Source organism: Microbacterium telephonicum (assembly GCF_003651225.1).
Classification (GTDB): Bacteria; Actinomycetota; Actinomycetes; order Actinomycetales; family Microbacteriaceae; genus Microbacterium; species Microbacterium telephonicum.
The window spans coordinates 789,575-812,981 of record NZ_RCDB01000001.1 but is presented as its reverse complement, the minus strand read 5'-3'; the positions used below and the strand labels follow the sequence as shown (position 1 = coordinate 812,981).

Annotated in this window: 22 protein-coding genes; 9 read left to right on the top strand and 13 right to left on the bottom strand. The window is 72.0% G+C overall.

Annotation, left to right across the window (positions count from 1 at the left end):
• Positions 1 to 28 precede the first annotated feature (28 nt).
• The gene (locus C7474_RS03960) at positions 29 to 316 is read left to right on the top strand and encodes a DUF4229 domain-containing protein (RefSeq protein WP_121057622.1); all 288 of its coding nucleotides are present in this window, start codon (positions 29 to 31) and stop codon (positions 314 to 316) included.
• A 34-nt stretch (positions 317 to 350) separates the two neighbouring features.
• Here the strand turns inward: C7474_RS03960 and C7474_RS03955 are convergent, their stop codons facing one another.
• The 3 genes from C7474_RS03955 to C7474_RS03945 all read right to left on the bottom strand — a co-directional run bounded on the left by C7474_RS03955 (position 351) and on the right by C7474_RS03945 (position 3,494).
• Positions 351 to 1,328 carry a 1,4-dihydroxy-2-naphthoate polyprenyltransferase gene (locus C7474_RS03955; protein WP_121057621.1) on the bottom strand — a complete coding sequence of 326 codons (978 nt, stop codon included), beginning with the start codon at positions 1,326 to 1,328 and terminating at the stop codon, positions 351 to 353.
• A 130-nt stretch (positions 1,329 to 1,458) separates the two neighbouring features.
• Entirely contained in the window at positions 1,459 to 2,592 is a 1,134-nt protein-coding gene (locus tag C7474_RS03950) for an AMP-binding protein (RefSeq protein WP_121057620.1), read from the bottom strand.
• Positions 2,592 to 3,494 (bottom strand): 1,4-dihydroxy-2-naphthoyl-CoA synthase, encoded by a 903-nt coding sequence (locus tag C7474_RS03945; protein WP_121057619.1) that lies wholly within the window; start codon positions 3,492 to 3,494, stop codon positions 2,592 to 2,594. The genes C7474_RS03950 and C7474_RS03945 overlap by 1 nt, the downstream gene beginning before the upstream one ends.
• Positions 3,495 to 3,582: 88 nt before the next feature.
• Here C7474_RS03945 and C7474_RS03940 point away from each other — a divergent pair, with 88 nt between their 5' ends.
• The gene (locus C7474_RS03940; protein WP_121057618.1) at positions 3,583 to 4,611 is read left to right on the top strand and encodes a GNAT family N-acetyltransferase; all 1,029 of its coding nucleotides are present in this window, start codon (positions 3,583 to 3,585) and stop codon (positions 4,609 to 4,611) included.
• Positions 4,612 to 4,792: 181 nt separating this feature from the next.
• Complete coding sequence (locus C7474_RS03935) at positions 4,793 to 5,212, top strand: glucose-6-phosphate dehydrogenase (protein ID WP_241965088.1); 420 nt, start codon at positions 4,793 to 4,795, stop codon at positions 5,210 to 5,212.
• 3 nt (positions 5,213 to 5,215) lie between these two features.
• Here the strand turns inward: C7474_RS03935 and C7474_RS03930 are convergent, their stop codons facing one another.
• Genes C7474_RS03930 through C7474_RS03920 form a run of 3 tightly spaced genes read right to left on the bottom strand, consistent with a single transcriptional unit; the run spans position 5,216 to position 7,037 of the window.
• Entirely contained in the window at positions 5,216 to 5,704 is a 489-nt protein-coding gene (locus tag C7474_RS03930; RefSeq protein WP_147436677.1) for a hypothetical protein, read from the bottom strand.
• A gap of 37 nt (positions 5,705 to 5,741) precedes the next feature.
• Entirely contained in the window at positions 5,742 to 6,698 is a 957-nt protein-coding gene (locus C7474_RS03925) for a permease prefix domain 1-containing protein (protein WP_121057616.1), read from the bottom strand.
• Between the two features lie 3 nt (positions 6,699 to 6,701).
• Positions 6,702 to 7,037: a PadR family transcriptional regulator gene (locus C7474_RS03920; RefSeq protein WP_121057615.1), complete on the bottom strand. Its 336-nt coding sequence runs from the start codon at positions 7,035 to 7,037 to the stop codon at positions 6,702 to 6,704.
• 72 nt (positions 7,038 to 7,109) lie between these two features.
• Here C7474_RS03920 and C7474_RS03915 point away from each other — a divergent pair, with 72 nt between their 5' ends.
• A complete protein-coding gene (locus C7474_RS03915) occupies positions 7,110 to 8,135 on the top strand; it encodes an o-succinylbenzoate synthase (protein WP_199692354.1) in 1,026 nt (341 codons plus the stop codon).
• 79 nt (positions 8,136 to 8,214) lie between these two features.
• Here C7474_RS03915 and C7474_RS03910 read toward each other — a convergent pair whose 3' ends face one another.
• Positions 8,215 to 8,841: a TetR/AcrR family transcriptional regulator gene (locus C7474_RS03910; RefSeq protein WP_121057614.1), complete on the bottom strand. Its 627-nt coding sequence runs from the start codon at positions 8,839 to 8,841 to the stop codon at positions 8,215 to 8,217.
• A 133-nt stretch (positions 8,842 to 8,974) separates the two neighbouring features.
• On the opposite strand from C7474_RS03910, the gene C7474_RS03905 reads away from it, so the two are divergent.
• Together C7474_RS03905 and C7474_RS03900 are read left to right on the top strand one after the other, a co-directional pair.
• Entirely contained in the window at positions 8,975 to 11,872 is a 2,898-nt protein-coding gene (locus C7474_RS03905) for an MMPL family transporter (RefSeq protein ID WP_121057613.1), read from the top strand.
• On the top strand, positions 11,869 to 13,905 hold the full coding sequence (locus tag C7474_RS03900; protein ID WP_121057612.1) for a YhgE/Pip family protein: 2,037 nt from the start codon (positions 11,869 to 11,871) through the stop codon (positions 13,903 to 13,905). The genes C7474_RS03905 and C7474_RS03900 overlap by 4 nt, the downstream gene beginning before the upstream one ends.
• A 322-nt stretch (positions 13,906 to 14,227) precedes the next feature.
• On the opposite strand, the gene ccsB is transcribed toward C7474_RS03900, so the two are convergent.
• From ccsB to C7474_RS03870, 6 genes are all read right to left on the bottom strand, one after another.
• Positions 14,228 to 15,313 (bottom strand): c-type cytochrome biogenesis protein CcsB, encoded by a 1,086-nt coding sequence (gene ccsB, locus C7474_RS03895; RefSeq protein WP_121057611.1) that lies wholly within the window; start codon positions 15,311 to 15,313, stop codon positions 14,228 to 14,230.
• Positions 15,314 to 15,318: 5 nt separating this feature from the next.
• Positions 15,319 to 17,163: a cytochrome c biogenesis protein ResB gene (gene resB / locus C7474_RS03890; RefSeq protein ID WP_121057610.1), complete on the bottom strand. Its 1,845-nt coding sequence runs from the start codon at positions 17,161 to 17,163 to the stop codon at positions 15,319 to 15,321.
• Entirely contained in the window at positions 17,144 to 17,893 is a 750-nt protein-coding gene (locus C7474_RS03885) for a cytochrome c biogenesis CcdA family protein (RefSeq protein WP_121057609.1), read from the bottom strand. The genes resB and C7474_RS03885 overlap by 20 nt, the downstream gene beginning before the upstream one ends.
• Positions 17,890 to 18,504 (bottom strand): TlpA family protein disulfide reductase, encoded by a 615-nt coding sequence (locus C7474_RS03880; RefSeq protein WP_121057895.1) that lies wholly within the window; start codon positions 18,502 to 18,504, stop codon positions 17,890 to 17,892. The genes C7474_RS03885 and C7474_RS03880 overlap by 4 nt, the downstream gene beginning before the upstream one ends.
• Before the next feature lie 11 nt (positions 18,505 to 18,515).
• Entirely contained in the window at positions 18,516 to 19,145 is a 630-nt protein-coding gene (locus tag C7474_RS03875; protein ID WP_121057608.1) for a histidine phosphatase family protein, read from the bottom strand.
• 76 nt (positions 19,146 to 19,221) lie between these two features.
• On the bottom strand, positions 19,222 to 19,878 hold the full coding sequence (locus C7474_RS03870; protein ID WP_121057607.1) for a DedA family protein: 657 nt from the start codon (positions 19,876 to 19,878) through the stop codon (positions 19,222 to 19,224).
• Positions 19,879 to 19,933: 55 nt separating this feature from the next.
• Between C7474_RS03870 and aspS the strand changes: the two genes are divergently transcribed.
• The 3 genes from aspS (at position 19,934) to C7474_RS03855 (ending at position 23,396) form a co-directional block, all read left to right on the top strand.
• Complete coding sequence (gene aspS / locus C7474_RS03865) at positions 19,934 to 21,274, top strand: aspartate--tRNA(Asn) ligase (protein WP_121057606.1); 1,341 nt, start codon at positions 19,934 to 19,936, stop codon at positions 21,272 to 21,274.
• A gap of 48 nt (positions 21,275 to 21,322) precedes the next feature.
• The gene (locus C7474_RS03860; RefSeq protein WP_121057605.1) at positions 21,323 to 22,114 is read left to right on the top strand and encodes a tyrosine-protein phosphatase; all 792 of its coding nucleotides are present in this window, start codon (positions 21,323 to 21,325) and stop codon (positions 22,112 to 22,114) included.
• A gap of 79 nt (positions 22,115 to 22,193) precedes the next feature.
• On the top strand, positions 22,194 to 23,396 hold the full coding sequence (locus C7474_RS03855) for a mechanosensitive ion channel family protein (RefSeq protein ID WP_121057604.1): 1,203 nt from the start codon (positions 22,194 to 22,196) through the stop codon (positions 23,394 to 23,396).
• Positions 23,397 to 23,407: the final 11 nt, after the last annotated feature.

The window sequence follows — 23,407 nt, the reverse complement described above, 5'->3', positions numbered from 1 at the left end:
ATGCGGACCGCGCGCCTAGACTGGGATAATGCGCATCCGCTCGACCGCCGTCTTCACCGCGCTGCGGCTGCTCGCCTTCCTCGTGCCGTTCGGCATCATGATGCTGTTCCCGGTGCTGCGCGAGTACTACTGGCTCTCGGCGATCTTCGCCGCCCTCATCGGCCTGAGCCTCTCGGTGCTCTTCCTGCGCCGCCCGCTGGCCGACATGGCGACCGACATGGAGGAGCGTCGCTCCGCCCGGCGCCGCCGCACCGGCGAGGAGCAGGATGCCGCCGCCGAGGATGCCGCCGCCGGAGACGCCGCGGGCGAGGCCTGACCCGGCCCGTTCGGCGTCAGCCGGCGAATCGGCGTCAGCCGGCGAACGCCCAGAACAGCAGGGCCCCGTAGGCGAGCGACGTGAACGACGTGATCGCCAGGGCGACGACGAGCTCGCGCGGCGCCCGGTAGGTCCACACGATGAGGATCGCGGCGGCGGCCGGGATCAGCCCCAACAGCGTGAGCCAGGCGATCGGGTGGAACGGCGCCAACAGGAACGTGAGCAGGAACGGCACCACGACGAGCACCGTGAACAGGATCTGCGACGCGCGTCGGCCGATGAGCACGGTGAGGGTGCGCTTGCGCGCGAGCCGGTCCTGGTCGATGTCGCGCAGGTTGTTGGCGACGAGCACGGCGCAGGCGAACAGTCCCGCTGCGACGGCGCCGATCCACGCTTCGTCGGGGACGTAACCCGCCTGGACGAACGTCGTGCCGACGGTGGCGACGAGTCCGAAGAAGACGAAGACGACGACCTCGCCGAAGCCGTAGTAGCCGTACGGGCGCTTGCCGCCGGTGTAGAACCAGGCCGCGACGATGCACACCGCGCCGACGGCCAGCATCCACCAGTGTCCCGTGCGCACGACGATGCCGATGCCGGCGATCGCCGCGATGCCGAAGAACGCCAGCGCGACGGCGAGCACCGTGCGCGGCTTCGCCTTGCGTGACGCGGTCAGCCGGGCGGGGCCGACGCGATGGTCGTCGGTGCCGCGGACGCCGTCGCTGTAGTCGTTGGCGTAGTTGACGCCGATCTGCAGCGCGAGCGCGACGACCAGGCAGGCCAGCGCGATGACCCAGTGGAACGGCCCCTGCACGATGAGCGCCGCCCCGGTGCCGATGAGCACGGGCGTGATCGCGAGCGGCAGGGTGCGCAGCCGTGCGGCGCCGATCCAGTCCCCGAGGGTCGCCGGCTCGGTGTGCCGCGGGTCGCGGGACTGGTGCGCCTTCTGCGGGTTGCCGTGGACCTTCTGCTTCTTCGGTCCGGCGTGATTCTTCTTACGCGTGCTGCCTGCCACGAACGTTCATCCTAGATCCGCGCGCTGTGGCGCCCTGGCGTTTCGACTCGTCGCTGCGGTCCTCGCTCAACGACCGGAAGCAGGTCGCCCCCTTCCGGTCGTGAGCGAGCGCAGCGAGTCGAAACGCGGCTCACGCGTCGGCGACGCGGCGGGCGAGGGCGGCGCGGTCGGGTTTGCCGCTGGGCAGCAGCGGCACTTCGTCGACGGCGAGGATGCCGCGCGGCCGCGCGGGCGCGCCCAGCTGCGCGCCGACGGCGGCACGGATGCGCTCCAGCACGTCGGGGTCGCCGCGCCGCGCGGCCTCGTCGAGGACGACGACCGACCCCTGCCCCCACCGCTCGTCGGTGACCGGCACCACGACCGCGGTTTCGAGTCCGGCGAGCGTACGCACCGCCTGCTCGACGCGGTCGAGCGACACGTTCACTCCCCCGGAGACGATGACGTTGTCCCGCCGGCCGGTGACCCGCAGCACGCCTCCGTCGAGGGTTCCGGCGTCGCCGGTGCGGTACCAGCGGGTACCGTCGTCGTCCCGGATGAACACGTCTGCGGTGCGCTCGGGCTCGCCGAGGTAGCCGTCGGCGAGCATCGGTCCACTCACCTGCACCTCGCCGTCGACGATGCGCAGAGTCGCGCCGCGCAGCGGGACGCCGTCGTAGACGCAGCCTCCGGCCGTCTCGCTCGAGCCGTAGGTGCGCACGATCCGCACGCCCGAGGCCGCGGCACGCTCTGCGAGGGCGGGCGCCAGGGCCTGACCGCCGACGAGCACGGCGGCGAAGGTGTCGAGATGGGTGCGGATGCCGGCATCCGCGGCGTCGAGCAGGGTCTGCAGCTGCGCCGGCACGAGGGACGTGTAGACCGGGACGTCGACGTCACCGACGCGGGAGTGCATCGTCGCGGCGAGCGCGGCGAACGCCTCCGCCGAGAACGAGCCCGACAGCAGCGCCGGTTCGTGCCCCGCCATGAGGCTGCGCACGAGCACCTGCACGCCCGCGATGTAGGTCGCCGGCAGCGCGAGCAGCCATCGCCCCTCGCCGAGCCGCTCGGCGGTGGCGGTCGTGCTCGCGATGAGGGCGGAGCGGCTGAGCACGACGCTCTTCGGGTACCCCGACGACCCCGAGGTGGTCACCACGACCGCCGTCCCCGGCGGCGCCGGCAGCCGTCCGGCGTCGCCGCCGACGGCCCCACCCGCGTCTCCGAGGAACAGCGGCGCACCGGCGCCGTCGATGACGGCGCGCAGGCCCCGCAGCACGTCGGCGGCGTGCATCAGAAGTGGTACGGGAAGGCCGACCAGTCGGGTGCGCGCTTCTCGAGGAACGCGTCGCGCCCCTCGACGGCTTCGTCGGTGCCGTAGGCGAGGCGCGTGGCCTCCCCCGCGAACACCTGCTGCCCGACCATGCCGTCGTCGACGGCGTTGAACGCGAACTTCAGCATCCGGATCGCCGTGGGCGACTTCGTCAGGATGGTGCGCGCCATCGCGAGGGCTTCGCGCTCGAGTTCGGCGTGCGGCACGACCCGGTTCACGCCGCCCATCTCGTACGCGCGCTGGGCGGAGTACTCCTCGGCGAGGAAGAACACCTCGCGCGCGAACTTCTGACCCACCTGGCGGGCCATGTACGCCGAGCCGTATCCGGCGTCGAACGAGCCCACATCCGCGTCGGTCTGTTTGAACCGGCCGTGCTCGGCCGATGCGATCGTCAGGTCGCACACGACGTGCAGCGAATGGCCGCCGCCGGCCGCCCAGCCGGGTACCACGGCGATGACGACCTTCGGCATGAAACGGATGAGGCGCTGCACCTCGAGGATGTGCAGCCGTCCCGCGCGGGCGGGATCGTGGACGGTCGTCTCGTCGTCGGAGTACTTGTAGCCGTCGCGTCCGCGGATGCGCTGGTCGCCACCGGAGCAGAACGCCCATCCGCCGTCCTTCGGGCTCGGACCGTTGCCGGTGAGCAGCACGACGCCGATGCGCGGATCCTGCCGGGCGATGTCGAGGGCGCGGTAGAGCTCGTCGACGGTGTGCGGCCGGAAGGCATTGCGCACCTCGGGCCGGTCGAACGCGATGCGGGCGACGCCGCCGTCGACGGAGACGTGCGCCGTGATGTCGGTGTAGTCCTCGGCGCCGGGCGCGAGCACCCACTCGGACGGGTCGAACAGGTCGGAGACGGTCACCCGCCCAGACTACGCGGGCCCTGCAACGACCCTGCCGCCCCGTCGCCGGGCCGCTGACAGCCCGCCGCGGGCTCGCTAGAGTCGCGACATGACCGCGACGATCCGGCCGCTGACCGCCGAAGACCGGCAGTCGGACGAGTTGTGGCCGCTGCTGTGGGACGCCGCCGCCGTCGAGGCCGACGCGCTGCCGTGGGTGCGCAACGTGGAACTGCCGACGCTCGAGACCGCCGGCTACTTCGACCCCGAGTTGCGGGGGTTCGCGGCCTGGTCCGTCGGTGCCGACGCCGTGACGCTGCGCTACATCGCGGTCGACCCGAAGCACCGCGGCCACGGCATCGGGCGGCGCCTCATCGACGCGGTCCGCCGCTCCCACAGCACCCTCCCGGTGCGCACCGACGCGGATGCCGAGGCCATCGGCTTCTACGCGGACGTCGGGTTCGCCTTCGAATCGGTCGCCGGCGCCCCGCATCCGCGGTACGCCTGCACCGCCGCGCCGCTGGGCGACGCCGCCGACCTCACCCTGGCCGCGTATCGCGCGGGCGCGCTGCGGTTCATCCAGACGACCCCGATCGGGCCGTACCGTTCACCGCTCGCCGACGACCTGCTGGCTCTCGTGCGCGAGGGCGGCAGCGTACTCGAACTCGGCACGGGGCCGGGACGCGATGCGGACGCGCTGGAGGCCGCCGGCCTCGTCGTCGACCGCACCGACGCGGCGGGGCCGTTCGTCACGCTGCAGAAGGCGGCGGGGCACGCCGCGCGGATGCTGGATGTGCGCGCGGCGGACTTCGGCGGACCGTACGACGCCGTGTTCGCGAATGCGGTGCTGCCGCACGTGGACCGCCCCGAGCTGCCGCGCGTGCTCGGCACGGCGCTGCGGGCCACGGTGCCCGGCGGGGTGATCGCCGCGTCGTTCAAGGAAGGCGACGGCGAGGGCTGGTCGACCCACAAGCTCGACGCTCCGCGGCACTACGTGTACTGGCGCGCCGCGCCCCTTGCCGCGGCGTTCACCGCCGCCGGATGGTCGGACGTGCGCGTGCGCGACATCACGACGCCGGGCGCGGCCGATCGCTGGCTCGGCGTGACGGCGCGCCGCCCCGCTGCGCGGAGGGCGCGCTGATGCTCGTCGTCGGCTCGATCGTCATCCGCGTGGATCCCGAGGGCAACCGCTTCTGCGTCGTGGCCGCGGCGGACTGGTCGGGCTGGGCCGCGCACCGCTGAGCGCGCCGCCCGCCCCTCACCGGCCCCCACGGGCCACCCCGGCATGGGACAATGGAGCACGGCGACACCCTCCCCGACGGATGCCGTCGGGAAGGCGCATCGTGCAGATCAGGAACTCCTCGGACTGGCGCGACGCCCTCCCCTTCGAACTCGCGGTCCCGGCCGCCGAGGCCGTGCCGGGCGAGCCGACCCGGTGCGCCGGATGCGGTCCCGCCAGCGAGCCGTGGCCGCGCGAGGGACTCTGGGTGGTCAAGCACAAGCACCCGAACAACCCGGCCGGATTCGTGCGGTACTACTGCGCCGACCACAAGCCGAAGGCGAAGCTCGCCCCGCCCGTCGCGGCCGCGAAGGCGCCCCGCGCCCGCGCCGAGCGCGCCCCCCGCGCCGAGCGCGTCGCCGCGCCCAAGGTGCCCGAACGCGTCGCGGCGCTGTGCCCGGACTGCTTCGTCGAGGTGCCGCCGAGCGGCGTCTGCGGCATGTGCGGCACCCGCGTCGGCTGAACCTCAGTCCTCCTCGACCACGACGCCGGCGAACGGCGTCAGGGTGCGCAGCACGTCGCCGTCTTGCACGAGGTACAGCCTCAGGGTGGCGCCGCCCAGCATCGGATCGCCCTCGCCGTAGGGATGTGCCGCGCAGGTGTCGGCGGTCGAGACCACCCGCATCTCCTCGCCGGGCTCGACATCACCCGTCACCGCATCCGCGACGGTGACCGTGTAGGCGTTGGCGTCGAAGCCCATGAGCCGCTCGGTGCCGGCGGACGTGACGTCGGTGACGACGGCGACGACATCCGCGTCGTCGGCCATGCGGTCTTCGGTGAGGTAGTCGACCCACGATGCGCATTCCTGCGACTGCCCGAGTCCGAACACCTGGAAGCCGGCGCATCCGGCCAGCGCGAGCGGTGTCAGCGCCAGCACGGCGAGCGCTGCGAGGCGCCCGGTACGGCGCGACCGTCGATCCCGCGCGAGCTCCCGCATCCGTTCCTCCCCCGCCATCCTGACACCGACGCGGATGCCGGAACACCCCGTGCGGTCAGCGCCGGGCGCGTCGTGCCTTGAGGATGCCGTCGATGCAGTCCCAGCCGGCGATCGCGACCGTGCCGAAACCGGTCAGCACCGACACGACCGTGGCCACGGTGTCGGCCGAATCGGCGGGCACGAGGGTGGTCCAGAACTCGGGGTCGATGAGCTCGCCTCGACTCAGCAGCCACAGCACCGGCACCGCGACGGCGACGTTGAGCACGATGTTCGCGGCGGCGGTGCCGACGCTCCAGTGCCCACGGGCGTAGACGGCCACGGCCAGGAGGGCCTCCGCCGCGATCGCGACGAACAGCGCGGTGATCCACCACGGCCACAGCTCCGGCGCGAAGAACGACAGACCGGGGTGCGAGGGGACGAACCCGAGGAAGTGGTCCCACACGATCGCCCCGGCCGCGATCGCCAGCCACACGAGCGTGGCGACGAGTTCGGCCAGTCCCGCGCCGGTCTCCTTGATCTCGGGCAGGTCGTCGAGGGTCCACTCCTTCTGGAATCCGACATCCTGCCCCTTGGCGTGCCGCTCGACGATGGCGAAGACGAGGGTCGTCCAGAACCCGATGTGCACGACGGTGCTGAGCACGACGGCCCAGACGGTTCCGATGATCCCGCCCACCGGCTCGCCCGCGAGGGTCATGCCCAGCGCGACGCCGAAGGCGGCGCAGACCGGCACGATCGCCCACAGCAGCTTCAGCAGCCGCCACCACGTGAGGTAGGAGCGCGGGCCGATCAGCTGCAGCGGCCGGTCGATGTACGCGGCGGCGAGCGCCTCGGGGTCGCCGAGCTCGGTGAGCACGGAGCGTTCCGCCGCGGCATCCGACACCCCGCTCTCGCGTCGCGCGTCGAGCTGGTCGGCGATGCGCTCGCGTAGGTCGGCGGCGAGTTCGGGGCGCTGCTTCTCGGGCACCGTGCGCGTGGCGGCGGAGATGTAGCGGTCGGTGAGGGTGGCGTCCATGGGTCACAGCCCTTCGGGGAGGGCGTCGATCGCGGCGGCGATGACGCGGAAATCGTCGGTGAGGGCGCGGGCGAGCTCGGCGCCCGCGGCGGAGGTGCGGTAGAACTTGCGGGGCCGCGCCTCGTCGGTGTTCCACTCGCTCGTGAGGTGCCCCTGCTTCTCGAGGCGCCGCAGCAGCGGGTACAGCGTGTTGGCATCGGTGTCGAAGCCGCGTTCCTGCAGCTGCTCGAGCAGGCCGTAGCCGTAGCCGGGTTCGGCCAGCATCCGCAGGCACGCCAGCACGACGGTGCCGCGCCGCAGCTCCTGCAGGTGCGTCTCGAGGAAGTCGGTCTCGCTCACGCCTCACACGATACTGTGTCTCACACGCTATCGTCAATGACACAGGTCGAAGTCGGCGTCGGAAGGAGCAGGATGGATGCCGTGAGCACCCCGCCGCTGTCCGAGCTCCTGGCCGACGCCCACGTCGTCGCCCTCCCGCTGACCACCCGGTTCCGGGGCATCGAGACGCGCGAAGCCGTCGTGTTCGCGGGGCCGCAGGGGTGGACGGAGTTCTCCCCCTTCTCCGAGTACGACGACGCCGAGGCGGCCACGTGGCTCGCCGCGGCGATCGAATACGGCTGGACCGCCGTGCCCGCCCCGGTGCGCGAGGCGGTGCGCGTGAACGCCACGGTCCCCGCCGTGTCCGCCGCAGCCGTGCCGGCAGTGCTCGCCCGCTTCGACGGATGCCGCACCGCCAAGGTGAAGGTCGCCCAGCGGGGTCAGACGCTCGCCGACGACGTGGCCCGCGTGCGCGCCGTGCGCGGCATCCTGGGGCCGGAAGGACGGGTGCGCGTCGATGCGAACGGCGCGTGGAACGTCGACGAGGCCGAGCGCGCGCTCCACGCGCTGGCGGAGTTCGACCTCGAGTATGCCGAGCAGCCGTGCGCGGGGATCGACGAGCTCGCCGAACTGCGCGCGCGTGTCGCGGACTGGGACATCCCGATCGCGGCCGACGAGTCGGTGCGGAAGGCGTCCGACCCGCTCGCCGTCGCGCGTGCGGGCGCCGCCGACCTGCTCGTCGTCAAGGCCCAGCCGCTGGGCGGCATCCTCCGCGCCCTCGACGTCGTCGCCGAGGCGGGGCTGCCCGCGGTGGTCTCGAGCGCACTCGACACGAGCATCGGCCTGTCGATGGGCGTCGCCCTGGCGGCATCCCTCCCCCGTCTCGACTTCGACTGCGGGCTCGGCACCGCGTCGCTGCTGGCCGCCGACGTCACGACCTCGCCGCTGCGCCCGGTGGGCGGCGCGCTGACGCTCGAGCGTCCCGTCGCCGACCCCGATCTGTTGCGCGCGCACCGCGCATCGCCCGAGCGCGAGCAGTGGTGGCTCGAGCGTCTGCGCCGCTGCCACGCGCTGCTGTCGGCGAGCGGTTCGGGAGGAGATGTGCGTTCAGGAGGGTGAATCCCCCGCATCCATCCTCCCGAACGCACATCCCCTCACGAATGCACGGGGTCGGCGCGCGGATGCCGGCGGCAGAGGGTCAGGGCGCTTCGACGAGCAGCCCGGCCACGGTCTCCATCCGCGCGTTGATGGTCGCGTTCATCTGCGCGGGGCTCGCGCCCTCGAGGATCGCGCGCGTACACGTGTCGTCGGCGACGTCGACGAGCAGGCGCGCAGCCTCCTCGATCGGCAGGCGCACCCGGAAGCCGTACACCTCCACGACATGGCGGATGATGTCGGCGACGCGGCCGGCCATCGCATCCTGCAGGCCGAGGTAGGCCGCCGCCAGCCGCGGGTCGCGCAGCGCCTGCGTGCGCAGCTCGCTGAACAGGTGGGGCTCGAAGTTCGCGCCGAAGCTCTGCCCCACGACCTCGCGCACGAGAAGGGACGGGTCGAGGTCCTCCCGCGGACCGAGATCGCGCACGCGCACGGCGACCTCTTCGAGCTTGGCGTCGGTGAGCTGGGCGACGAGGGCGACGAACAGCTCGTCCTTCGACTCGAAGTTGGAGTAGAACGCGCCGCGCGTGAACCCGGCGCGTTCGCAGATCATCTCGACGGATGCCGCATCCATGCCGACCTCGGCGAACACCGCGTGGGCGGCATCCAGCAGCCGCGCGCGCGTCTGCTCGCGGCGACGCGACCCGGCCCGGGTGGTGACCTCCGACATCCGCTCTCCTCCTGTCCCCTCATGTTCACACCCAGTCCACAGATTTGCGACGAGCGACGCCCTTAGGATACATCTGTGTATCGGATACAGCGCTGTATCGATCGTCCGTGAAAAAGCACCCACCGGAGCGCCCGTGTCCACATTCCTGTACTCGCTCGGCCGCTGGTCGTACCGTCACGCCTGGCGCGTGCTGATCGCGTGGCTCGTGCTGCTCGGTCTCGCCGGCGGCGGTGTCGCCCTGTTCATGAAGGGCACCGACAACTCGTTCTCCATCCCGGGCACCGAGGCGCAGGAGGGCATCCAGCTGCTCGATCGCACCTTCCCGCAGGCCAGCGGCGCGAGCGCGCAGTTCGTGATCGTCGCCACCGAGGGCGCGAGCGTCGAGGACGAGCCGTACCGCAGCGAGATCACCGACGTCACGGACCGGCTCGGTGACGTCGACGGGGTGACCGCGGTCACCGACCCGTTCGACGAGATGGTGTCGGGGCTCGTCTCCGACGACGGTCGCGCGGCCATCGTGCAGGTGCAGTTCGACGGGCAGGCCACGAGCGTGTCGGCCGAAACGAAGGACGACATCGAGCAGATCACGGCCGACTTCCGCGCCGACCTGCCCGAGGGTGCCACCTCCGCCCTCGGCGGCGACCTCTTCTCGACGTCGATCCCCGCACTGTCGATCATCGAGGCCGTCGGCGTGCTCATCGCGCTGTTCGTGCTGATCGTCACGTTCCGCTCGTTCGCGGTGGCGTGGTTCCCGCTCGTGAGCGCGCTCATCGGCGTGGGGCTCGCCGTCGCGCTGATCTACGTGTCGACCGCGTTCGTGTCGGTGTCGTCGACCACGCCGATGCTGGCGGTGATGCTGGGTCTGGCGGTCGGCATCGACTACGCCCTGTTCATCGTCGCGCGACATCAGGACCAGGTGCGCAGCGGGATGGATCCCGAGGAATCCGCCGCCCGAGCGACCGGCACGGCCGGCTCCGCCGTCGTCTTCGCCGGCGTCACGGTGCTCATCGCCCTCATCGGCCTGGGCTTCGCCGGCATCCCGTTCCTCACGACCATGGGCATCGCCGCGGCCGTCGCGGTCGCGATCGCCGTGCTCGTCGCGATCACCCTCACCCCCGCCCTCCTCGGCTTCGCGAAGGGCCGCGTGGTCGGCTGGGGCCACGGCCTGCTGCGCCGCGGCGTGCGCACCCGGAAGACGGATGCCGCACCCGCGTCCGCCGGCTCGCCCGATGCGGATGCCGCATCCCCGGCACCGGCGACCGCACCGGCATCCGCCCCTGTGTCTGCGCCAGTGAAGCGCCCCAACCGCTGGGTCATGCTCGTCACGCGGCACCCCGTCGTCACGACGATCGCCGTCGTGGTGACCCTCGGCATCATGGCGATCCCCGCGGCGAGCCTGCACCTGGCACTGCCGAACGCGGGCGTGCAGCCCACCTCGAGCGAGGCGCGTCAGGCGTACGACCTCAACGCCGAGCACTTCGGGCCGGGATCGAACGGCCCGCTGGTGATGACCGGGACGATCGTCACCTCGACCGACCCGCTGGGCCTCATGGCCGATCTCAAGGCGGAGGTCGAGAGCATCCCGGGCGTCAAGGAGGTCGCCCTCGCGACCCCGAACGAGACCGCCGACACCGGCCTCATCCAGATCGTTCCCGAGACGGCTCCCGACGATCCGGCCACCGCCGACCTCGTGCGCGAGCTGCGCTCGCACCACGACGAATGGCTCGACGAGTACGGCGTCGACCTCAAGGTCACCGGCTTCACCGCCGTCGGCATCGACATCTCCGACCGGCTCGGCGCCGCCCTGCTGCCGTTCGGCCTGTTCGTCGTGGGGCTCTCCTTCATCCTGCTGATGATCGTGTTCCGCTCGATCTGGGTGCCGCTGAAGGCGACGCTCGGCTACCTGCTGTCGATCCTCGCCGCGTTCGGCGTCGTCGCCGCCGTGTTCGAGTGGGGCTGGTTCGCCGAGGCCCTGCACGTGACGCGCACCGGGCCGGTGATCAGCTTCATGCCGATCATCCTCATGGGCGTGCTGTTCGGACTCGCGATGGACTACGAGGTGTTCCTCGTCTCGCGGATGCGGGAGGACTACGTGCACGCTCGCCGCGCCCGCCGCGGCCGCGCGGATCGGGCGACGGCGGTTGCGGCCGTACGCAGCGGCTTCACCGCGTCGGCGCGTGTCGTCACCGCCGCCGCCGTGATCATGTTCGCCGTGTTCGCGGCGTTCGTTCCCGAGGGCGACAGTTCGATCAAACCCATCGCGCTCGGCTTGGCGGTCGGCATCGGCGTCGACGCGTTCCTCGTGCGGATGACGCTCGTCCCGGCGATCATGGCACTGCTGGGCGAGAAGGCATGGTGGATGCCGCGCTGGCTCGACCGCATCCTGCCGCACTTCGACATCGAGGGCGAGGCCGTCGAGCGCGAGCTGAAGCTCGCCGCGTGGCCCGAACCGGACTACACCGGTCCGCTCGTCGGCGAGGGCGTGAGCGTCGTCGCCGAGGGCGCCGGAGAGGCGGGCGAAGTGACGCTGTTCGACGGTGCCGACTTCCGTGTCGAGCACGGCGGCACGCTCGTGGTGACGGCATCCGACCCGCGCGCGGCGCGCGCCTTCGTGCTCACCGTCGCCGGACGCCTCACCCCGACGGACGGACGCCTGCGCGTGTCGGGGCACCTGCTGCCCGGCCGCGCCGCCTGGGTGCGCAGCCACGTCGGTGTCGCCCTGCTCGACGGGTCCGAGGCGCCGCTCAAGGAGCTGCGTCGCGCCGTCGCCGGGCGTACCCGCCTCGTCGCGATCGACGGGATCGACGCCCTCACCGGGTCCGATCGCGACCAGGCCGCCGCGATCCTGCGCGACGCCGCGACGGCCCGCGCCGAGGGCATCCCGCTGACCCTCGTGGTCTCGACGCGCCGCGAGAGCGCCGCGCTCGACCTCCTCTCCGACGCCCACCGGCCGAGCGTGGAATCGCTCGCGCTGCGGGCGCACACCACCGACTCCCCCGCCCCGGCGACCGACACGCAGGTGATCTCATGACCCTCCCCCTGGAACGCGCCCGCTCCCGCAAGCCCGTCACGTGGCTGACCCTCGTCGGCGTGCTGCTGCTGCCCGTCGTCATCGGCGGCATCCTCATCACGGCGCTCTACAACCCCACCGAGCGGCTCGACGCGATGACCGTCGCCGTCGTCAACGACGATGAGCCGGTCACCGTGGGCGGACAGATGGCGCCGCTCGGCCGTCAGCTCACCGCCGGGCTCGTGGAGGGCTCCGACGACATCCCGAGCAACCTCACCTGGACGATCTCCAACACCGACGACGCCGCTGAGGGCCTCGCCGACGGCACCTACAACGCCGTCGTGACGATCCCGCAGAACTTCTCGGCCGCGGCGACCTCGACGGCGCCCGGATCGACGCCCGAGAAGGCGACCATCCAGGTCGAGACCGCGCCCGACGCGCACATCGTCGACGACGCGATCACGGCGCAGGTGACGCAGGCGGCGGCCTCCCTCATGGGGCAGCAGCTGTCGGAGGTGTACCTCGAGAACGTGCTGCTGGGCTTCACGACTATCGGCGATCAGCTGGGCGAGGCCGCCGACGGCGCGCACCAGCTCGCCGACGGCGCCGCGCAGGCCGCCGACGGCGCCGCGCAGCTGCCGGACGGCGCCTCGGCCCTCTCGTCGGGGGCCGCCCAGCTCGGCGACGGCGCCGGGCAGATCGCCGACGGCATCGGCGGACTCGGCAGCGGCGCGACGCAGCTGGCCGGCGGTCTCGGCACGATCGCGCAGAAGACCCGCGAGGCCGGCGCGGGTGCGTCTCAGCTCGCGGCCGGTGTCTCCGGCGGCGCGGCGCAGCTGCGGGCGACGGGGCTCGTCCCCGCGAAGCTCAGCGACGGCGCCGCGACGGCGGCGACCGCGACGAAGGCCTACATCGCGGGGCTCGGGCAGCTGGCTTCGGGGTGCGCGGCATCCGGTGCTGCACCCGCCTTCTGCGCGCAGCTCACCGCCGCTGTCGATCCCACCGCCATGCAGGGCGCCGGCGGCGTGATCGCCGCGACCCAGGGCGTCAGCGACGGCCTGACGACCTTCGACCGCGAAGCCACCGCACAGATCGCCGGACAGTTCGACACGATCGCGACCAACATCGGAACGCTCGCGGGCGGACTCGACCAGCTCGCGGGCGGGGTCGACCAGTCCACCGCGGGAGCCACGGCGCTCGCGAGCGGCGCGGGCCAGCTGCAGACCGGCGCCGACGGCCTCGCTTCGGGTGCCACGCAGCTCGCCGACGGCGCCACGCAGCTCGCCGACGGTGCGACGCAGCTCTCCGACGGTGTCGGCGAACTCGCCACGGGCACCAACACGCTCGCCGACGGTCTCACGACCGCGGTCGACCAGATCCCGACCTATTCGGATGCCGAGGCCACCGACCTCGCGACGGTCGTGGCGAACCCGGTCACGGCCGAGGGCGTCGGCACCAACCTCTTCGGCGCCTCGGCGATCCCGCTGCTGGCGATGCTCGCGCTGTGGTTCGGCGGACTCGCGTCGTTCGTGGCGCTGCAGGCGGTGCCGCGCGGCGCGCTCAGCTCGCGCCGCCCGTCGGTGCTGCTGGCGCTGCGCGCGTTCCTCCCGGCCGCCGGGATCGGCGCGCTGCAGGGGGCGCTCGTGGCCGGTATCGTCCAGCTCGCGGCGTCCTACGATGCGGGCACCTGGTGGGCATTCGCCGGACTGAGCGTCGTCGCGGGAGTCGTGTTCGCGGCCGTCAACCAGGCCCTCGTCGCGGTCTTCGGCGGCGCGGGCCGCTGGATCAGCGCGCTGGTGGGCGTGCTCGCGGTCGCGACCGGCATCGTCTCGACGGTTCCCGGTGTGCTGACCTCGATCGCGGCGCTCATGCCGACGAGTCCGGCATACACCGCGATGCTCGCGGCGTTGACCCCCGCGACCGGTGTGGCCGCAAGCCTCACCGGCATGATCGTCTGGGGCGCGCTCGCCTTCCTCGTCAGCGTGCTCGCCGTGGCCCGCCGCCGCGCGACGACCGCATCCGCCGTGCTGAAGGCGTCGCCCGCGCTCGCCTGAGCCCGCCGCACGGCCGGAAGGCCCCGGGATCGCTGCAAGCGCCTCGGGGCCTTCGCGTTTCTGCGGGGCGAGGCTGGGTGGCTGGGAGCGCACGCCTTGGGCATGTCACACGAAGTGACGCATCCACCGCCCGCCACCGACCGTTCGTGTGACACGCACCCCAGCCATGTCACGCAATACGCCGGTCAGCGCGGCCTCCACCGACCGTTCCCGTGACACGCGCCCCGGCCACGTCACGCAATGCGCCGGTCAGCGCGGCCGGCACCCGCCATTTGCGTGACACGCACCCAGGTCAGGCCGCAAACGTCGACCCCGGCGGGGCTCAGCTCAGGCCGCTGTAGACGTGCAGACCCTTGAAGAACTGGTTCACGATCGTGAAGTTGAACATCACTGCGCTGAAGCCGACGATCGACAGCCAGGCCGACCGGGTTCCGCGCCAGCCGCGCGTCGCGCGCGCGTGGATGTAGCCGGCGTAGAGCACCCAGATGACGAAGGTCCACACTTCCTTCGTGTCGAAGCCCCAGTAGCGACCCCACGCGTCGTTGGCCCAGATCGAGCCGGCGATCAGCGTGAACGTCCAGAAGATGAAGCCGATGATCGTGAAGCGATAGGCGAGCGACTCGAGTGCGTCGGCCGACGGCAGCGTCCGCAGGAAGCGCGGCCCCTGCCGGCGCGGCTTGCCGCCCTCCGTCGACGCGGATGCGGCGGCCGCCGCCACGGCGAGCCGCTCGCGTCGGTGCTGCATGAGCTGCAGCACCGACAGCGCGAAGGCGAGGGCGAGCAGCGCCGTCGCCAGCGATGCGACGAACACGTGCACGACCAGCCAGATGCTCTTGAGCGGGTCGGCGAGGGGGACGACCTCGACGTAGTAGGCGAGGATCGCGCCGCCGAGCAGCACGATCACGAGTCCGGTCACGAACGATCCCAGGAACCGCAGGTCGTAGCGCAGCAGCACCACGAGGTAGACGGCGATGACGAGGGTCGTGCCGGTGAGGGCGAACTCGTACATGTTCGACCACGGCACCCGCTCGGCGGCGATGCCGCGCAGCACGGTCGCGCCGACGTGGAAGACGAAGCCCAGCACCGTCAGCGACGTGCCGATGCGCGCCCAGAGGTAGCGGCGACGCGCACCGATACGGGCTTCGAGGTCGACGCCCGCGGCCGCCTCCTCCGCGCGGATCTCCTCGATCGTCTGCCCCGCTCCGCCCGCGCCGCCTGCAGCACGACCCGCGGATGCGGCCGCGCCCACGAGCACGCGCGCCTCGACGGCGTCCTTGGCCTTCAGCGCCTGGTCGGAGCGTCGGGCGAGGTCGACGGCGTAGGCGATGAACGCGAGGGCGTAGATCGCGATCGCCGTCCACACCAGGACGACGGAGGCGGAGTCGAGCGAGAGTCCGGTCTCGGGCATGCGGGTCAGTCTACTTTCGGAGGGGTCTCGGAGGGCGGGCGCGGCGACTCGGCGTCGGCCCCGTCACCAGAAGCATCGGACGCACCGGAAACGCCGGAACCACCGGCCGCAGCGCCGCCAGCTCCGCCATCACCCGGGGTGTCGCCCGCCGGCACGCCCAGCGCCTCGCCGTGCTCGCGGGAGAGCTGGGCGACGGCGGCGGCGATGGCGGGGTCCTCGCCGCGGGCGAGACCGGCGTACTCGATGCGCAGCCCGGCATCCGTCGGGGTCGCCTTCACCCACATGCGACGACGCGGCACGAACAGCGCGGCCAGGAGGCCGGCCAGCGCGATGATCGCGAAGGTCAGCACCCACGGCGCACCGACGTCGCGGTGCACCGACAGCGACACGTAGCGCTTGACCGCCTCAGGGGCGCCCTCCTGCGTCGCGTTCTCGAACGTGACGGTGCCGAGGCCGTCGGGCAGGTCGGCGGTCTCGCCGGGGGCGAGTTCCAGCGACGGCACGTCGATGGCGCGGCCGGTGAGCTGCGTCATGTCGCCGGTGTCGAGGGCGTACACGTTGCGCGGGGTGCCGTCGTCGATGCCGAGATCGCCGACGTACACGTCGAGGGTCAGCATCGGGTTGAGCAGGTCGCCGAACGCCGACGTGAACGCGCCGGTGTTCAGGTTCGCGGCGCTCGGATAGAAGAAGCCGACGAGGCCCATCTGCTGGGGCAGACCGTCGGGCACCTTGACGACGCCGAGCGAGGTCATGTTGGCGTCCTGCGGGAGGAACTCGACGTCTTCGCGGAACACGACGTTCCCGTCGGCGTCGCGCACCGTGATCGTCGGGGCGTAGCCGTTGCCCATGAGGTAGAGCCGCTCCCCCACCACGTCGAGCGGGTGGTTCACGCGGATGTCGCCCTCCCGGGCGTCCTGCCCCGGCTCCTGCACGGTGACGTGGGCGGCGAAGTCGCCGGCCTGGCCCTGGCCCTGCTCGCCGATCGGCGTGTAGGTGACGTCGAAGCTGTCGAGCGTGACCGTGTAGGGCGGCAGCGCGTTCGTGTCGACGAAGCGGCCGGGGTTGAACGACGTGTAGCCGAGACCCGGCGAGTTGACGAAGCTCGCGCCCTCGGTGATGACGGTCTGCCCCGTGTAGGTGAGTCCGCCGCCGACGCCGACGGCGATCAACACGCCGACCAGGGCGCCGTGGAAGACGAGGTTGCCGGTCTCGCGCAGGTAGCCGCGCTCGGCCGAGACGGATGCCACGTCGCCGCGGTCGTAGCGCTCGACGCGGTATCCGCCGCGCTTGAGCTGTGCCTGGGCGAGGTCGATCGCGCGTCCGGCGGCGACGACCGGGTCTTCGCCCCCGGTGACGGGGATCAGCGTCTCGGCGTGGTCGTCGAGCCGCGCGAGGCGCGCGGGGGTACGCGGCGGCCGGGCCCGCAGCGCCTGCCAGTGGTGCTTCGTGCGCGGGATGACGCAGCCGATGAGCGAGATGAACAGCAGGATGTAGATCGCCGAGAACCAGGCCGACGTGTACACGTCGAACAGCTGCATGCCGTCGAGGATCGGGAACAGGTCGGGGTTGTCGACGCGGAACTGGCTGACGCCGTTCGGGTCGGCACTGCGCTGCGGCACGATCGACCCGGGGATCGCGGCGACGGCGAGCAGCAGCAGCAGCACGAGGGCCGTCCGCATGCTCGTGAGCTGACGCCAGCCCCACCGCGTCCACCCGACGAATCCGAGCTTCGGCTGTGCGATCGCGCTGTCGCCGGAGGGGGCGGGTGCGTCGGCGTGGTCGGCGGGCCGCAGCGGATCGGTCACGTCGGAGGCTCCCGCGGCGAGGCGGTCAGATCGGGAGTTCGACACCGCCGATCACCCCCAGCAGCTGCGACATGATGGCCGTCCACACGCCCGTGACCATGAGGATGCCGAGCACGATCAGCAAGGCGCCGCCCAGGATGTTGACGGCGCGGATGTGGCGGCGCAGGAACGCGACCGAGCGGGTCGCCCAGCCGAAGCCGACGGCGAGCAGGAGGAACGGGATGCCGAGCCCGAGGGAGTAGGCCACGGCGAGCAGGCCCGCCCGCCAGGGGTCGGCCTGGCTGACGCCCATCGACAGGATGGCCGCGAGGGTCGGGCCGATGCACGGCGCCCAGCCGACGCCCATGGCGACGCCGAGCAGCGGCGCGCCGACGAGTCCCAGGTTCTGTCGCACCTGCGGCTTGAACGTGCGCTGCGCGAAGCCGAACACGCCGACGAAGACGAGGCCGAGCGCGATGACGACGATGCCGAGTACCCGGGTGATGACGTCCTGGTACTGGATGAAGAAGCGGCCGACGGTGCCGGCGAAGATGCCCATCGAGACGAACACGAGCGTGAACCCGGCGATGAACAGCAGCACGCCCAGCACGAGACGCGAGCGCGCGCGTGTGCGGGGGCCGCCGGCGCGGGGGGCCGCCGCGCCGCCGAGGAAGCCGAGGTAGCCGGGAACGAGGGGCAGCACGCACGGCGAGAGGAACGAGACGAGGCCGGCGAGGGCGGCGATCGGGATCGCTACCCACAGCGCGCCGTCGAAGACGATGGCGCCGGGATTCACGACGACCCCGCCGCAGACGACTCGGCGACGGTGTCCTCGACGATCGTGCGCAGGATCGACTCGCTCTGCACGGCGCCGACGAACCGTGCGGCGACCCGGCCCTCGGCGTCGAGCACGAGCGTCGTGGGCGCCGCCATCACGGTCGTCGCCGAGGCGAACGCGAGCTTGAGGTCGGCGTCCTCGTCGGCCAGCAGCGACGGGTACGTGATGCCGTACGTCTTCTCGAAGGATGCCGCCTGCTCGGAGCCGTCGTAGATGTTGATGCCGAGGAACGAGGCGCCGGCATCCGCGGTCGCCTGAGCGACGCCCTCGAGGATCGGCGCCTCGGCACGGCACGGCCCGCACGCGGCGTACCAGAAGTTCACGACGACGACCTCGCCCGCGTAGTCGTCGCTGGAGATGCGGGTGCCGTCGACGGCGACCCCGGTGAACGCGATGGGCTCGCCGCGCTGATCGACGGGGATCTCCTCGACGCGCCCGTCACCCGAGACGAAGCCCTGGTTGCTCCCCTGCTTGTACTGGTCGGCGAGGTCGTCGTTGGGGCTCGTGCACGCCGCCAGCGACACCGCCAGAGCGAGTCCGGCGACCGCGGCCGCGACCTTCCGCGTCATGGTCCGCCCGGTCATACCGCCCCCACATCCACGGCGCCGCCGGTGGCGGCGGGCTCGGCGTATGCCACCTCGCGCCACACGTCGGCGACGCGCTCGAAACTCGTGACACTCGACAGGCTGCAGCGGCGGCGGCGCGGATCGTGCCGCAGCGGAAGGCCCGCGACGGCGAGATGCGTGATCCAGATCGGCAGCTGGTGCGAGACGACGACGACGTCGCCGGACGGCGCCGCGTTCCAGGCGTCGCTCATCGCGGCATCCATGCGCGCGACGACGTCGAGGTAGGGCTCGCCCCAGCTGGGGGTCGAGGGACGGCTCAGATGACGCCAGTTGCGCGGGTCGCGCAGCGCGCGGCGCATCTGCGTCCCCTCGAACACGTTGGTCGGCTCGATGACGCGCTCGTCGATGACGGGGTCGAGGCCGAACAGCTCGGTGAAAGGCTCCGCGGATTCGCGGGTGCGCTGCAGCGGAGAGGCGTAGAGGGCGGTGACGGGACGCTCGAGGCTCTTCACGTACTCGGCGGCGGCGCGCGCCATGCCCCGTCCCGACTCGCTCAGCCGATAGTGCGGGAGCCGCCCGTAGAGCACCCGCTCCGGATTGTGGACCTCTCCATGGCGCACGAGATGGAGGCGGTCGGCAGGCACGCCTGCGATTCTACGTGGGCCGTGACTATGCGAGTCCTGGGAAGCCCCTGCGTTCGCAGGGTGCCACCGGGGCCGGTCAGGCGGCGTCGAGGTCGGGACGACGGTCCCGCAGCTGACGCACTCGCGCGACGATGAACCACGAGACGCCCACGACGACCGCCGCGATGACGACGTACTGCAGGATGTCGGCGTACTGCTCGACGACGTGCCACGACTCACCGAGCAGGAACCCGGCGACGACGAACACGCTGTTCCAGATCGCGCTGCCGACGAGGGTGAGCCCGAGGAAGCGCCACAGCGGCATCCGCGTGACCCCGGCCGGGATGGAGATGAGGCTGCGGAACAGCGGGATCATGCGTCCGAAGAACACGGCCTTGCCGCCGTGCTTCTGGAACCATTCGACGGTGCGGTCGATGTCCTCCGGATGCAGCAGCGGCACCTTCGCGGCGATCGCGCGAAGCCGCGCCACTCCGAGCCACGCACCCAGGCAATAGAGGGCGAGGGCGCCGACGACCGAGCCGGCGGTCGTCCAGGCGATCGCCTCGAACAGCGTGAACGTGCCCTGGCTGGCGGCGAGCCCCGCCATCGGCAGGATCACTTCGCTCGGCAGCGGCGGGAACAGGTTCTCGAGGGCGATCGCGAGCCCCGCGCCGGGGGCGCCGATGATGTGCATCAGCCCGACGACGGCGTCGACGATGGTGGTGAGCCAGGATCCGTCGGCGCTCGTCGTCATGCGGCCGAGGCTACGGGCCCGAGGTAACAGGAACCTGAACGTAGACTGGTCCACCGTGAGTGAACGCGTTCTCGTCAGCCAGCTGCAGTCCCGCGAAGACGGCCCCGTCTCGGTGTCCGGATGGGTGGAGACCGTCCGCGATCAGAAGAAGGTGCAGTTCGTCATCCTGCGCGATGAGACCGGCGCCGTGCAGCTCGTGAACCCCGCCACGCGTCCCGCGGAGGACGGGTCGGAGCAGGATGCTGCCGCCCTCGCGCTGACGGCGACGATCTCCGAGCTCGCCACCGGCACCTTCCTCACCGTCACGGGCGACCTCAAGCACGACGAGCGGGTCAAGCTCGGCGGCGTCGAGGTGAAGATCGGCACCCTCGACATCGCGGCATCCGCGTTGCCCGAGACCCCGATCGCCGCCGACAGCGGTGTCGACAAGCGCATGGACTGGCGCTTCATCGACCTGCGTCAGCGCCGCAACGCCCTCATCTTCCGCATCTCGACGACGCTCGAGCACGCGATGCGCTCGTACTGGGTCGAGCGCGACTACGTCGAGCTGCACACCCCGAAGCTCATGTCGACGCCCGCCGAAGGCAACGCCGAGCTGTTCGCCCTCGAGTACTTCGGCGAGCAGACCGCGTACCTCGCACAGAGCCCGCAGCACTACAAGCAGATGGCGCAGGCGGCCGGCTTCGGCAAGATCTTCGAGATCGGCGACGTCTTCCGCGCCGACCCTTCCTTCACGAGCCGCCACGCCACCGAGTTCACCTCGGTCGACGCCGAGATCAGCTGGATCGACTCCTACGAGGATGTCGCCGCGATGCAGGAGGAGCTGCTGGCGACGGCCTTCGCCGCCGTCGCCGAGAAGCACGGCGCCGAGATCAAGGAGCTCTTCGACGTCGACGTCGTCGTGCCGACGCTGCCCTTCCCGCGCATCCCGCTCGCCGAGGCGCGCGAGATCGTGAAGGCCCGCGGCTACGAGATCCCCCGCACCGACGGCGACCTCGACCCCGAAGGCGAGCGCCAGATCTCGGCACACGTGCGCGAGACCTACGACCACCAGTTCGTGTTCATCACGGACTACCACCCTGAGATCCGGCCGTTCTACCACATGCGCGACGCCGAGACCGGGCTCACGGCCAGCTACGACCTGCTGTTCCAGGGCACCGAGATCACCACCGGCGCCCAGCGCGAGCACCGCATCGACGTGCTCGAGGCGCAGGCACGCGAGAAGGGTCTGTCGCTGGAGGGCCTGGCGCACTACCTCGACTTCTTCCGCTACGGCGTGCCGCCGCACGGCGGGTTCGGCATGGGCCTGGCCCGTGTGCTCATGCTCATGCTCGGGCAGGACTCGATCCGCGAGGTCACGTTCCTCTTCCGCGGCCCCACGCGCCTCGCCCCGTAAGGGCGACGGCTCGGAGGGCCGGCATCCTCGGCCGCCTAGGCTGAGGCCATGACGCTCACGATCGACGGCACGCGCAATTTCCGCGACACCGGCGGCCTGCCGCTGACCGGCGGCGGGAGCGTGCGCGCGGGGGTGCTGTTCCGCTCCGACGGCCTGCAGTCCCTCACACCCGCCGGACTCGAGGCCCTCGCCGAGAGCCCGATCGGCGTCGTCGTCGACTTCCGCACGCCGACGGAGCGGGCGATGGCCCCCGACCTGCTTCCGGACTCCCGACCCTTCCACGTCGTGGAGCTGTCGATCCTGGAGGGCGCGATGTCGTCGATGGCGCAGGACCTGATGAAGGCGGGCGGCGCCGACCCGGCCCTGCTCGCGCAGGCGATGGCGTCGTTGCCGACGCTCGGCGAGCTCTACGTCGGGATGCTGCAGCACGGCGGCGCGTCGTTCGCCGAGGTCGCGCGCCTCGTCGCCGCGAGCACCGACACCGCCCCCACCGCCGTCGTCGTGCACTGCACGGCCGGCAAGGACCGCACCGGCGTCGCGACCGCGCTGCTGCTGGACGCCGCGGGCGTCGAGCGGAGCGCGATCGTGGCCGACTACGCGGCGAGCGCCGAGAACCTCGCGGGGCCGTGGGCCGAGGGCATGCTCGCGATGGTGGAGCGCCTCGGAGCCCCGCTGACGCCGCCGCTCGTCGAGCTCGTCACCGGGTCGCCCGCATCCGCGATCGAGCACGCGCTGGGCTGGCTCGACGCCGAGCACGGCGGGGCGGCCGCGTACCTGCAGCAGGCGGGAGGCCTCCGCGACGACGAGCTGGCCGCGCTGGGCGCACGGCTGCGCGGCTGACGGCGAGCGCGGCGCTCGGTTTGCATCGACCCGGGGGGTCGTGTCTAGCCTGGAGAGCTCCTACGAAAGGAGCCCGCCCATGTGGGAGGAATGGCTCGCGCTGGCCGTCTCGATCGCGATCGCCGTGGTCGCCGCCGCGCTCATCACCGTCGTCGTCACCCTCGTCTTCCGGCTGATCGCCCGCCGCGCGTCGTGGCCGGGCACCCTGATCGCCCGGGCTCGACCCCCGTTCCGCACGCTCGTCGTCATCGTCGCGGTGTGGGTCGCCGTCACGATCGTGGCCCCCGCCGAGGCCGCATGGCTGCCCGCGGTCACGCAGGTGTTCGTGCTCGCGACCATCGCCGCCGGGGCATGGCTGCTGGCGGGACTCGTCTCGTTCGGAGGCGATCTCGCGCTCGCGAAGTACCGCATCGACATCCCCGACAACCGCGTCGCGCGGCGCATGCGCACGCAGGTGCTGATCCTGCGCCGCCTCGCGATCGCGCTCATCGTCATCCTCGCGATCGGGTCGATGCTGCTGACATTCGACGCCGTGCGCGCGGTCGGAGCGAGCGTGCTGGCCTCGGCGGGCATCGCCTCGATCGTCGCCGGGCTCGCCGCGCAGTCGGTGCTCGCGAACATCTTCGCCGGGGTGCAGCTCGTCTTCAGCGACGCGATCCGCGTCGACGACGTCGTCGTCGTCGAGGGCGAATGGGGTCGGATCGGAGAGATCACGCTCACGTACGTCGTCGTCGACCTCTGGGATGACCGCCGGCTCGTGCTGCCCTGCACGTACTTCACGACGAAGCCGTTCCAGAACTGGACCCGCACCGGCAGCGAGCTGCTGGGCGCCGTCGAGTTCGACCTGGACTGGCGGGTCTCGCCGGTGCGGATGCGGGAGGAGCTCGACCGGGTGCTCGCCGACACCCCGCTGTGGGACGGCCGCGCGTCCGTGCTGCAGGTCACCGAGGCGACCGGCGGGTTCGTGCGGGTGCGCGTGCTCGTGACCGCGCACGACGCGCCGACCCTGTTCGACCTGCGCTGCGTCGTGCGCGAGCGGCTCGTGGACTGGGTGCAGCGGGAGACGCCTTCGGCGCTGCCGATCCAGCGTGTGCTTCTCGACGACGGCGCCGCGGCGCCGGAGCCGGTCCCGCCGTCCGTGTCGAGCGACACGGGCTCGGTGGGGCTGTTCACCGGTTCGGCCGAGGCGGAGCAGCGCGCCCGCGCGTTCACCCAGGCCATCCCGGTGATCACCGACGCCGACGCCGACGCCGACGAGGACGACCGCCGCGCGACGGCCTGACCGGCCGCTCG

Bases quoted from the DNA above. Each gene is read 5' to 3' on its own strand.
- ccsB (WP_121057611.1), bottom strand. From the start codon at position 15,313: ATGCCCGAGACCGGACTCTCGCTCGACTCCGCCTCCGTCGTCCTGGTG.
- C7474_RS03940 (WP_121057618.1), top strand. From the start codon at position 3,583: ATGACCGCGACGATCCGGCCGCTGACCGCCGAAGACCGGCAGTCGGAC.
- C7474_RS03910 (WP_121057614.1), bottom strand. From the start codon at position 8,841: ATGTCGGAGGTCACCACCCGGGCCGGGTCGCGTCGCCGCGAGCAGACG.
- C7474_RS03860 (WP_121057605.1), top strand. From the start codon at position 21,323: ATGACGCTCACGATCGACGGCACGCGCAATTTCCGCGACACCGGCGGC.
- C7474_RS03935 (WP_241965088.1), top strand. From the start codon at position 4,793: ATGCCGTCGGGAAGGCGCATCGTGCAGATCAGGAACTCCTCGGACTGG.
- C7474_RS03925 (WP_121057616.1), bottom strand. From the start codon at position 6,698: ATGGACGCCACCCTCACCGACCGCTACATCTCCGCCGCCACGCGCACG.
- C7474_RS03870 (WP_121057607.1), bottom strand. From the start codon at position 19,878: ATGACGACGAGCGCCGACGGATCCTGGCTCACCACCATCGTCGACGCC.
- C7474_RS03855 (WP_121057604.1), top strand. From the start codon at position 22,194: ATGTGGGAGGAATGGCTCGCGCTGGCCGTCTCGATCGCGATCGCCGTG.
- C7474_RS03960 (WP_121057622.1), top strand. From the start codon at position 29: ATGCGCATCCGCTCGACCGCCGTCTTCACCGCGCTGCGGCTGCTCGCC.
- C7474_RS03930 (WP_147436677.1), bottom strand. From the start codon at position 5,704: ATGGCGGGGGAGGAACGGATGCGGGAGCTCGCGCGGGATCGACGGTCG.
- C7474_RS03915 (WP_199692354.1), top strand. From the start codon at position 7,110: ATGGATGCCGTGAGCACCCCGCCGCTGTCCGAGCTCCTGGCCGACGCC.
- C7474_RS03880 (WP_121057895.1), bottom strand. From the start codon at position 18,504: ATGACGCGGAAGGTCGCGGCCGCGGTCGCCGGACTCGCTCTGGCGGTG.
- C7474_RS03900 (WP_121057612.1), top strand. From the start codon at position 11,869: ATGACCCTCCCCCTGGAACGCGCCCGCTCCCGCAAGCCCGTCACGTGG.
- C7474_RS03950 (WP_121057620.1), bottom strand. From the start codon at position 2,592: ATGCACGCCGCCGACGTGCTGCGGGGCCTGCGCGCCGTCATCGACGGC.